The 8,889-nt window shown below is 67.9% G+C and carries 16 protein-coding genes; all 16 read right to left on the bottom strand.

All coding sequences use genetic code 11. The annotated features are described in order from the left end of the window. Positions 1-15: 15 nt before the first annotated feature. Positions 16-213 (bottom strand): hypothetical protein, encoded by a 198-nt coding sequence (locus ABD256_RS06625; RefSeq protein WP_344414571.1) that lies wholly within the window; start codon positions 211-213, stop codon positions 16-18. Beyond that, positions 210-590 (bottom strand): 30S ribosomal protein S13, encoded by a 381-nt coding sequence (gene rpsM, locus ABD256_RS06620; protein ID WP_344414568.1) that lies wholly within the window; start codon positions 588-590, stop codon positions 210-212. The genes ABD256_RS06625 and rpsM overlap by 4 nt, the downstream gene beginning before the upstream one ends. A gap of 204 nt (positions 591-794) precedes the next feature. After that, the gene (rpmJ, locus tag ABD256_RS06615) at positions 795-908 is read right to left on the bottom strand and encodes a 50S ribosomal protein L36 (protein ID WP_004558882.1); all 114 of its coding nucleotides are present in this window, start codon (positions 906-908) and stop codon (positions 795-797) included. A gap of 40 nt (positions 909-948) precedes the next feature. Further along, the gene (gene infA / locus ABD256_RS06610) at positions 949-1,170 is read right to left on the bottom strand and encodes a translation initiation factor IF-1 (RefSeq protein ID WP_009948665.1); all 222 of its coding nucleotides are present in this window, start codon (positions 1,168-1,170) and stop codon (positions 949-951) included. A gap of 315 nt (positions 1,171-1,485) precedes the next feature. After that, positions 1,486-2,268: a type I methionyl aminopeptidase gene (gene map / locus ABD256_RS06605; protein WP_344414564.1), complete on the bottom strand. Its 783-nt coding sequence runs from the start codon at positions 2,266-2,268 to the stop codon at positions 1,486-1,488. Between the two features lie 44 nt (positions 2,269-2,312). Continuing rightward, entirely contained in the window at positions 2,313-2,867 is a 555-nt protein-coding gene (locus ABD256_RS06600; protein ID WP_344414561.1) for an adenylate kinase, read from the bottom strand. Continuing rightward, complete coding sequence (gene secY / locus ABD256_RS06595; RefSeq protein WP_344414872.1) at positions 2,864-4,177, bottom strand: preprotein translocase subunit SecY; 1,314 nt, start codon at positions 4,175-4,177, stop codon at positions 2,864-2,866. Before secY ends, ABD256_RS06600 begins: the two co-directional genes overlap by 4 nt. A 196-nt stretch (positions 4,178-4,373) precedes the next feature. After that, positions 4,374-5,000 carry a LysE family translocator gene (locus ABD256_RS06590; RefSeq protein WP_344414559.1) on the bottom strand — a complete coding sequence of 209 codons (627 nt, stop codon included), beginning with the start codon at positions 4,998-5,000 and terminating at the stop codon, positions 4,374-4,376. A 61-nt stretch (positions 5,001-5,061) separates the two neighbouring features. Then, on the bottom strand, positions 5,062-5,775 hold the full coding sequence (locus ABD256_RS06585; RefSeq protein WP_344414557.1) for a hypothetical protein: 714 nt from the start codon (positions 5,773-5,775) through the stop codon (positions 5,062-5,064). 187 nt (positions 5,776-5,962) lie between these two features. After that, on the bottom strand, positions 5,963-6,409 hold the full coding sequence (rplO, locus tag ABD256_RS06580) for a 50S ribosomal protein L15 (RefSeq protein ID WP_344414555.1): 447 nt from the start codon (positions 6,407-6,409) through the stop codon (positions 5,963-5,965). Next, positions 6,406-6,591, bottom strand: coding sequence for a 50S ribosomal protein L30 (gene rpmD / locus ABD256_RS06575; protein ID WP_344414553.1), 186 nt, complete (start codon positions 6,589-6,591; stop codon positions 6,406-6,408). Before rpmD ends, rplO begins: the two co-directional genes overlap by 4 nt. A 1-nt stretch (position 6,592) precedes the next feature. Continuing rightward, positions 6,593-7,243 (bottom strand): 30S ribosomal protein S5, encoded by a 651-nt coding sequence (gene rpsE / locus ABD256_RS06570; protein ID WP_215547942.1) that lies wholly within the window; start codon positions 7,241-7,243, stop codon positions 6,593-6,595. A gap of 31 nt (positions 7,244-7,274) precedes the next feature. Continuing rightward, complete coding sequence (rplR, locus tag ABD256_RS06565) at positions 7,275-7,682, bottom strand: 50S ribosomal protein L18 (RefSeq protein WP_425546391.1); 408 nt, start codon at positions 7,680-7,682, stop codon at positions 7,275-7,277. Beyond that, positions 7,679-8,215 carry a 50S ribosomal protein L6 gene (rplF, locus tag ABD256_RS06560; protein WP_344414548.1) on the bottom strand — a complete coding sequence of 179 codons (537 nt, stop codon included), beginning with the start codon at positions 8,213-8,215 and terminating at the stop codon, positions 7,679-7,681. The genes rplR and rplF overlap by 4 nt, the downstream gene beginning before the upstream one ends. Positions 8,216-8,230: 15 nt before the next feature. Further along, complete coding sequence (rpsH, locus tag ABD256_RS06555) at positions 8,231-8,629, bottom strand: 30S ribosomal protein S8 (protein ID WP_344414546.1); 399 nt, start codon at positions 8,627-8,629, stop codon at positions 8,231-8,233. 73 nt (positions 8,630-8,702) lie between these two features. Further along, the gene (locus ABD256_RS06550) at positions 8,703-8,888 is read right to left on the bottom strand and encodes a type Z 30S ribosomal protein S14 (protein ID WP_344414544.1); all 186 of its coding nucleotides are present in this window, start codon (positions 8,886-8,888) and stop codon (positions 8,703-8,705) included. Between the last annotated feature and the right edge of the window lies 1 nt (position 8,889).

Here is an 8,889-nt window from a genome sequence, read left to right as displayed (position 1 = left end):
GGGTGTTTCTCCTCGTTAACGCGAGTTCTGCTGGTGAGCGGCTGAAGCCTCGATCGCTTCGCGCTGACCGCGCCGGATGACGGACCCGGCGTCGGTGTACAGCTGGCGCAGAGCCATCGGGCGGGCGTAGAGCGCCTTGGGCGAGACACACGAAGCCGTGCCACGGCGCTGCGCGCCGCCCATCTGCACGACCTTCTTGCCCCGGAGGCTCACTTCTTGCCAGCCTTCTTCTTGCCGGCGACCGTCTTCTTCGGACCCTTGCGGGTGCGGGCGTTGGTCTTCGTGCGCTGGCCACGGACGGGAAGTCCGCGACGCCAGCGAAGGCCCTCGTAGCACCCGATCTCGATCTTCCGACGGATGTCGGCGTTCACCTCGCGGCGAAGGTCACCCTCGACCTTGAAGTTCTCTTCGATGTGGTCACGCAGCTTGACCAGGTCATCGTCCGAGAGGTCCTTCACCCTGGTGTCCGGGCTCAGTTCCGTCGCGGCGACGAGCTGCTTCGAACGGGTACGGCCGATGCCGTAGATGTAGGTCAGCGCGATCTCCAACCGCTTCTCGCGGGGAAGATCGACGCCAGCGAGTCGTGCCATTGGCGCTGGTGCTCCTTCTCAGTTCTTCTCTTCAGGTCTGCTCCCCGTCCGGTTCCGGGACCGACTCGCTGTCGTGCCCGCCGCTTGCGCGGCCGGTGTCCCGGCCCCGGCCTGAAGTCCGGGGGTGCACCGGGCCGCTGGGCGACCCGGCAGGTGCGGGGAGTTCTTTGTAGCTGTCAATCCACTCTGAACGAGTGCGAGGGATCAGCCCTGCCGCTGCTTGTGCCGCAGGTTTTCGCAGATCACCATGATCCGGCCGTGCCGGCGGATCACCTTGCACTTGTCGCAGATCTTCTTGACGCTCGGCTGGACCTTCACGTCTCCTGCTCTCCTGCTTTGTGTGCTTCGCTCGCCTTGGTCACTTGTAGCGGTAGACGATGCGACCACGGGACAAGTCGTACGGTGAAAGCTCGACGACGACCCTGTCCTCGGGCAGGATGCGGATGTAGTGCTGCCGCATCTTGCCGCTGATGTGTGCAAGGACCTTGTGGCCGTTCTCCAACTCGACTCGGAACATCGCGTTGGGGAGCGGCTCGATTACGCGGCCTTCGACCTCGATGGCCCCGTCTTTCTTGCCCATGTCCTCCGCGTTTCGTGATTGGTTGAGCGGTGAGTGCTTGCCTGGGTGGTGCTCGGCGCACATGCCTCACCCCGACTCCAATGTCGCGAGATTCACGAGCGCGCTGGAACCGGCGTGATGAGTACGCCGACTAGACAGTGTACTCACGTCGCGGCGAGCCACCCAAACGGGGGTGACCTGTGGTAGGCACCCCGGCTCATCCCAGTCTACGCCGCCGCCAGCGCGGGCCCGCTGCGTGCGTTTAGCGGGCTAAACGCACCCGGCGGCGCACTGGGGCCTGGTGGGGCAGGAAGGGCCTGGCCTGCAGTTAGCGGGCTAAACGTCGTCCGCGGCGGGGGCGGTGAGGACCTGGGGGCCGTCGTCGGTGATGGCGACGGTGTGCTCCCAGTGGGCGGCCCGCGAGCCGTCCGCCGTGACGACGGTCCAGCCGTCGTCCAGCTCGACGGTCTCCCCGGTGCCGCCGGTCAGCATGGGCTCGATCGCGAGCGCCATCCCCGGCTTCAGCTTCGGGCCCTTGCCCGGCTTGCCGACGTTCGGCAGGAACGGGTCCATGTGCATCTCGCGGCCGATGCCGTGCCCGCCGTACTCGACGATCTGCCCGTATTCGACGCCGTTGGCAGCCGACGAGCGCTCGGCGGAGGTCTGGACGGCGTACGAGATGTCGGTGAGCTTGGCGCCGACGACCGCGGCGCGGACACCCGCCCACATCGCTTCCCTGGTCGCCTCCGACAGCGCGAGGTCCGCGTCGGAGACCTCGCCGACCGCGATCGTCACCGCCGAGTCGCCGTGCCAGCCGTCGAGGATCGCACCGCAGTCGACGGAGATGAGGTCGCCGTCGGCCAGCACCGCCGACTTGGCCGGGATGCCGTGCACGATCTGCTCGTTGACGGACGCGCAGATCGAAGCCGGGAAACCGTGGTAGCCCTTGAACGACGGGACCGCGTTCGCGTCCCTGATCGTCTGCTCGGCGAGTTCGTCGAGCTCCGCGGTGCTCACGCCGGGCTTCGCCGCAGCGGTCACCAGCCCGAGCGTCTTCGCGACGATGAGACCCGCCGCCCGCATGGCTTCCAGCTCGCCGGGCGTCTTGATTTCGATCATGCGGCCGCGACGGAGCACTTGCAGGACACGAAGGCCACCCAGGTTCACTTGCGGGCGCGCAGTGCGGCCAGCACCCGGGAGGAGACCTCGTCGACATCGCCGACGCCGTCGACCGAGACCAGGATGTCGGCGTAGTACTCCAGCAGCGGCGCCGTGTCCGACACGTAGATCTGCTGACGGCGGCGGATGACCTCTTCGGTGTCGTCAGCGCGGCCACGCGACAGCAGGCGGCCGACGACGACGTCCTCGGAGACCTTCAACTGGATGACCGCGTCCAGCGAGGTGTCCGACTCCGACAGGATCTCGCCGAGCACCTCGGCCTGCTTCGTGTTGCGAGGGAAGCCGTCGAGCAGGAAGCCCGCCTTCGCGTCCGGGTCCGCGAGCCGCTCCCGCACCATCTCGTTGGTCACCGAGTCCGGGACCAGCTCGCCGGAGTCCAAATAGCGCTTCGCTTCCTGGCCCAGCGGCGTCTGGTCGCCGACGTGCGCGCGGAAGAGATCGCCGGTCGAGATGTGCGGAACTCGGAGCTGCTCCGAGAGCGCCACCGCTTGAGTGCCTTTGCCCGCGCCTGGCGGGCCCACGAGAACTAGGCGCGTCATCGGAGGAACCCTTCGTAGTTACGCTGCATGAGCTGGCTTTCGATCTGCTTGACGGTGTCGAGGCCGACACCGACCATGATCAGCACCGCGGTGCCGCCGAACGGGAAGTTCTGGTTCTGCCCGCCGCCGGTGACGGACAGGAAGAAGTTCGGCAGGATCGCGATAAGACCAAGGTAGATCGAGCCCGGCAGCGTAATCCGCCCCAGGACGAAGCTCAGGTATTCGGCGGTGGGACGCCCCGGCCTGATGCCGGGGATGAACCCGCCGAACTTCTTCATCTCCTCCGCACGTTCGTCCACGTTGAACGTGATCGTGATGTAGAAGTACGTGAAGAAGATGATCAAGGCGACATACAGCAGGATGTGCACCCAGCTGGACTGGTTCACCAGGTAGGTCTGCAGGAACCGCTGCCACCACGAGTTGCCGCCGTCCGCGCCGCCGACCAGTTTGCCGATCAGGTCGGGCAGGTACAGCAGCGACGAGGCGAAGATGACCGGGATCACACCGGCCTGGTTCACCTTGATCGGCAGATAGGTCGAAGTGCCCCCGTACATCCGGCGGCCGATCATGCGTTTCGCGTACTGCACCGGTATCCGGCGCTGCCCTTGTTCCACGAAGATGACGCTCGCGATGATCACCAGCCCGAACACGCAGATCAGGGCGAAGACCAGGCCGCCCTTGTTGCTCAGGATGAGTGCGCCTTCACCGGGGATCCGCGCCGCGATGTTCAGGAAGATCAGCACCGACATGCCGTTGCCGACACCGCGCTCGGTGATCAGCTCGCCCAGCCACATCATGACCGCGGTGCCCGCGGTCATCGCGACGACGACGATGGCCATCGCGTAGACGCTGTTGTCCGGGAGAATCGCCTTGTCGCAGTTCGGGAAGAGCTGCTTGCGGTCCGCCAGCGCGACAACGCCGGTGGCCTGCAGGATCGCCAGCGCGATCGTCAGGTACCGGGTGTACTGCGTCAGCTTGTTCTGGCCGGACTGGCCTTCCTTCTTGAGCTCCTCGAAACGAGGGATCACCACGGTGAGCAGCTGAACGATGATGCTCGCGGTGATGTAGGGCATGATGCCGGTCGAGAAGATCGACAACTGCAGGAGCGCGCCGCCGCTGAAGAGGTTCAGCAGGGAGTAGATGCCCTGGTCGTCGCTGCCCTGCGCTTGGCACGCCTGCACGTTCGTATAGGAAACCCCGGGCGCTGGAATGACGGCACCGATTCGGTAGACCGTCACGATCAACAGCGTGAACAGGATCTTCTTGCGCAGATCCGGCGTCGCGAGAGCCGAGCGGAAGGCGCTGAGCACGCGGGGGACCTCCTCGGCGTCACCGGCGATCGCGCCGGTGATCGGCTTGGCCGGCACAGGACCGGCAGGAACACAACATCGCTGGCGGACAAGCCAGGAACGCTTCGGGGCACACTCGTCCCGAAGCGTGCCGCCGACTCTAACAGCATCAGACGGCGCGTCCGCAGGGCATGCGAGTTTTCCCGACGGAGGTCGGTTACCCGGCGGTCGAGCCGGCGAGCGCACCCGCCATCCCGAGTAGCACGACGCCGGTGCCGCGGTCGAGATTGCGCCTCGCGCGCCGGCTCAGCCGGGCCGCCTTCACGCCGGCGCCGACCGCGATGTAGCCGATGCCCGCTACGGACTCGGCGAGCAGGTACACCGCGCCGAGCAGCGCGACCTGCCACGGCACCGGACCGTGCGCCGGGTCGATGAACTGCGGTACGAACGCGGTGAAGATCAGGACCGCTTTCGGGTTCGTGATGGCGACCAGGAACTCCTTGCGCGCGACCTGCCAGCCGCTTCGCCGCGGCTGCTGCTCGTCGGCCGGTTCCGGGGTGCCGTCGCGCCTTGCCGTCCACAGCATGCGCGCGGCGAGCCAGACCAGGTACGCGACGCCGGCCCACTTGATGATCGTGAGCGCGAGCTCGGAGGCGGCGAGCAGCTGGCCGAGGCCGGCCGTGACCGCGACGATCATGAGGACGAACGCCGCGAGGCGACCGGCCAGTCCGGCGAGGCCACGCCCGATGCCGTACCGCATCCCGTGGTGCAGGCCGAGGAGGTTGTTCGCGCCGGGGGTAACGGCCAGCAGCAGCGCGGCTCCGAAGAACAGCAGGATCCCCATGGGCCACCTCCAGGTCTGCCACGATACGGCGGCGCGCGACGTTTGGCCCGCTAAACGCAGCTCAGGAGGGCGGGGCAGCGGGTGGGCGCCACTGGGTGTCGTCGGCGGCGGGCTTGGGCTCGCCGGTGAGCGGGTCGACGACCGGGATGCCGTGCCGCGGAGTGCTCAGGTCGTGCACCACGACCTCGGGCTCCGGGCCGTCGGGTTCGCGGCGCTCCGGCAGGAACGCCAGCACGGCGGCCGCGACCGACGAGACGACGCCCACCGCGATGAGCCAGAAACCGACATCGGGGGCGATCTTCACGCCGGCCGGCGTGAAAAGGCCGGACCAGCCGATCCCCTGCATCGCGATCGTGATGACCGTGCCGGTCAGGAACGCGGCCCCGGCGACCACGAGGATCTTCCCCACCGGCACCGCCTTCGGCTCCGGCCCGCGGGGACGCAGCACGATGACGGCGGCGAACAGCAGGAGGATGGCACCGAGCACCAGCGGGTAGCCGCTCGGCATCACGGGTCCGAGCCCGCCAGCGGGTTGCTTCCCGGCTGCCCCGCCCAGTTCGAGCGCCCACCCGGTGATGGACAGGCTGAACCCGCGACCGCCGAACGAGCTGAAGCCACCCGAGAACAACGTCAGGAAAGAGCCCGCCACGGCGACGACGGCGGCGAGTGCGGCGAGCACGGCCACCACGAGCTGGCGCGGCGAGATCACCGGAGACGACGGCGGGTCCTGCTCGCCGTCGACCGGCGGCGGTGTGGGGGTCTCGGGATCAGTCACGGGAGGAATCCTCGCAGCCCCGGTGCCCTCGCCTCCTCGCAGGGGCGCTCACCCGGGACGTTTAGCCCGCTAAACGCAGACCGGGACCGGAGGGGTGGGAGTGGGGCGGGGTGCAGTTCGCGGGCTAAACGTCCCGGGACAGCAGAACGGCCCGTGGGGTCCACGGGCCGTTCTGGGGGGGTGGTGCTCAGTTGGTGGTGGCGGAGCCACCGGCGGCGGCGAGCTTCTCCTTGGCCGAGGCCGAGAAGGCGTCCGCGGTGATGTCCAGCTTGACGCCGTTGACGTCACCGTTGCCGAGAACCTTGACGAGCTTGCCCTTGCGGACGAGGCCGCGGCCGGCGAGCTCCTCGGGGCCGACCTTGCCACCGTCGGCGAAGACGCGGGCGATGTCGCCCACGTTCACCGGCTGGTACTCGGTGCGGAACCGGTTCTTGAAGCCGCGCAGCTTCGGCAGCCGCATGTGGATGGGCATCTGCCCGCCCTCGAAACCGGCGGGCACGTTCTTGCGGGCCTTGGTGCCCTTCGTGCCGCGACCGGCGGTCTTGCCCTTGGAGCCCTCACCACGACCGACGCGGGTCTTGTCCTGCTTCGATCCCGGTGCCGGCCGCAAGTGATGGATCTTGATGGCCGTCATGACTTGACCTCCTCGACCTCCACCAGGTGCCGGACGGCCTTGATCAGGCCGCGGACCTCGGGAGTGTCTTCACGCACCGTCGACTGCCGGATCTTGCGCAGCCCGAGGGTGCGCAGCGATTCACGGTGGTTGTGCTTGGTGCCGATCTTGCTCTTCACCTGGGTGATCTTCAGCTGCGACACGTCAGACCCCCTGTCCGGCGCGCTGACGCAGCATCCTCGCCGGAGCCACGTCCTCGAGCGGCAGGCCACGGCGGGCCGCGACCTCTTCGGGGCGCTGCAGGCCCTTGAGGGCCGCGACGGTCGCGTGCACGATGTTGATCGCGTTGTCCGAGCCGAGCGACTTGGACAGCACGTCGTGCACACCGGCGCACTCCAGCACCGCGCGCACCGGGCCACCGGCGATGACACCGGTACCGGCGCTGGCCGGGCGGAGCAGCACGACGCCCGCGGCGTCCTCACCCTGGATGGGGTGCGGGATGGTGCCGGCGATGCGGGGAACGCGGAAGAAGTTCTTCTTCGCTTCCTCGACACCCTTGGCGATGGCCGCGGGAACTTCCTTGGCCTTGCCGTAGCCGACGCCGACCTGGCCGTCGCCGTCGCCGACGACCACCAGTGCGGTGAAGCTGAACCGGCGGCCACCCTTGACCACCTTGGCGACGCGGTTGATCGCCACTACGCGCTCGAGGTGCGGGGTCTTCTCCTGGCCGGCCCCGCCACGACCGCCGTCGCGACGGTCGCGGCCGCCACCACGACGGTCATTGCGGTCGTTGCCGCCCTGACCGCCGCCGGGGCCGCCCTGTCCGCCGCCGAATTGCCGTGTACGTCCCGGCATCAGGCTTTCCTTCCATTGACCAGCATGTGCATCAGAATTCCAACCCCGCCTCGCGGGCGGCGTCGGCCAGCGCGGCGATCCGGCCGTGGTAGGCGTTGCCGCCACGGTCGAACACCACCGCGGTGACGCCCGCGCTCTTGGCGCGGGCCGCGACCAGTTCGCCGACCTTCGCGGCCTTGGCCTTCTTGTCGCCGTCGAGGGCCCGCACGTCCGCCTCCAGGGTCGACGCCGACGCCAGGGTGTTCCCGGCGAGGTCGTCGATCAGCTGGACGGCGATGTGCCGCGAGGACCGCTTGACCACAAGGCGCGGCCGCTGCGGGGTCCCGCTGATCTTCTTGCGGAGCCGGAAGTGGCGACGGGCCTTCGCAACGCGGCGCCGCGTCGAGACGTCCTTGCCGATCGGCTTGCGCTTCGTCGTAGTCGTGTCGCTCATGATCACTTACCCGTCTTTCCGACCTTGCGACGGATGCGCTCACCCTCGTACCGCAGGCCCTTGCCCTTGTAGGGGTCGGGGCGCCGCAGCTTGCGGATGACGGCGGCCGTCTGGCCGACCTTCTGCTTGTCGATGCCGGAAACCGAGAACCGGGTCGGGGTCTCCACCTTGAAGGTGATGCCCTCCGGCGCCTCGATCTTCACCGGGTGGCTGTAGCCGAGCGCGAACTCGAGGTCCGAACCCTTGGCCTGCACGCGGTAACCGACGCCGTGGATCTCGAGCTTCTTCTCGTAGCCGTCGGTCACACCGACCACGAGGTTGTTCACCAGCGTGCGGCTCAGGCCGTGCAGGGCGCGGCTGGTCCGCTCGTCGTCGGGGCGCTTCACCGTGAGCGTGCCATCGGCGAACTCAGCGGTGATCGGCTCGGCGATCGTGTGCTCCAGGGTGCCCTTGGGCCCCTTGACCTTGATGTGCTGCCCGTCGATCTGCACCTCGACCCCGGCGGGGACGGAGATCGGCAGCTTTCCGATACGTGACATACCTGATCTCCTCCCTTACCAGACGAAGGCGAGGACTTCGCCGCCCACGCCGTTGCGCTTGGCCTGACGGTCGGTCTGGAGGCCGGAGGACGTCGAAATGATCGCGACGCCAAGGCCACCGAGAACGTTCGGCAGGTCGGTCGATTTTGCGTAGACCCGGAGGCCGGGCTTGGACACCCGGCGGAGGCCCGCGATGCTGCGCTCGCGGTTCCGGCCGTACTTCAGCTCGACGATGAGGTTCTTGTGCTTCTCGCCCGGCTCGTCGCGGTACCCCGCGATGTAGCCCTCACGCTTGAGGATCTCGGCGATGTTCGCCTTGATCTTCGAGTGGGGAAGCACGACCTCGTCGTGGTATGCCGAGTTCGCGTTGCGCAGACGGGTCAAGAAGTCTGCGATGGGGTCGGTCATCGTCATGGTGACCTGTCAACCTTTCTCGCCCTGGTTCCCCCTGCGGAGGCCTGTGGCGATCTCTGAGTTGGTACGAGCCTTACCAGCTGGACTTGCGGACGCCGGGCAGTTCGCCCGCGTGCGCCATCTCGCGGAGGCACACCCGGCAGAGTCCGAACTTGCGGAACACCGAGTGCGGCCTGCCGCACCGCTGGCAGCGGGTGTAGCCACGCACCTTGAACTTCGGCGTCTTCGCGGCCTTGTGGACGAGCGCTTTCTTGGCCATC

This window comes from Amycolatopsis minnesotensis, from assembly GCF_039529815.1.
GTDB classification, from domain to species: Bacteria; Actinomycetota; Actinomycetes; order Mycobacteriales; family Pseudonocardiaceae; genus Amycolatopsis; species Amycolatopsis minnesotensis.
Note: the sequence above shows the minus strand (reverse complement) of the source record. Positions and strands in the feature narration are given on the sequence as shown.

What these genes read in the sequence shown, in the direction of transcription:
- rplO (WP_344414555.1), bottom strand. Translation starts at nt 6,409, where the DNA reads ATGACGGCCATCAAGATCCATCACTTGCGGCCGGCACCGGGATCGAAG.
- map (WP_344414564.1), bottom strand. Translation starts at nt 2,268, where the DNA reads ATGATCGAAATCAAGACGCCCGGCGAGCTGGAAGCCATGCGGGCGGCG.
- infA (WP_009948665.1), bottom strand. Translation starts at nt 1,170, where the DNA reads ATGGGCAAGAAAGACGGGGCCATCGAGGTCGAAGGCCGCGTAATCGAG.
- ABD256_RS06590 (WP_344414559.1), bottom strand. Translation starts at nt 5,000, where the DNA reads ATGGGGATCCTGCTGTTCTTCGGAGCCGCGCTGCTGCTGGCCGTTACC.
- rpsE (WP_215547942.1), bottom strand. Translation starts at nt 7,243, where the DNA reads ATGCCGGGACGTACACGGCAATTCGGCGGCGGACAGGGCGGCCCCGGC.
- ABD256_RS06600 (WP_344414561.1), bottom strand. Translation starts at nt 2,867, where the DNA reads ATGACGCGCCTAGTTCTCGTGGGCCCGCCAGGCGCGGGCAAAGGCACT.
- rpsM (WP_344414568.1), bottom strand. Translation starts at nt 590, where the DNA reads ATGGCACGACTCGCTGGCGTCGATCTTCCCCGCGAGAAGCGGTTGGAG.
- rpsH (WP_344414546.1), bottom strand. Translation starts at nt 8,629, where the DNA reads ATGACGATGACCGACCCCATCGCAGACTTCTTGACCCGTCTGCGCAAC.
- rplF (WP_344414548.1), bottom strand. Translation starts at nt 8,215, where the DNA reads ATGTCACGTATCGGAAAGCTGCCGATCTCCGTCCCCGCCGGGGTCGAG.
- ABD256_RS06550 (WP_344414544.1), bottom strand. Translation starts at nt 8,888, where the DNA reads ATGGCCAAGAAAGCGCTCGTCCACAAGGCCGCGAAGACGCCGAAGTTC.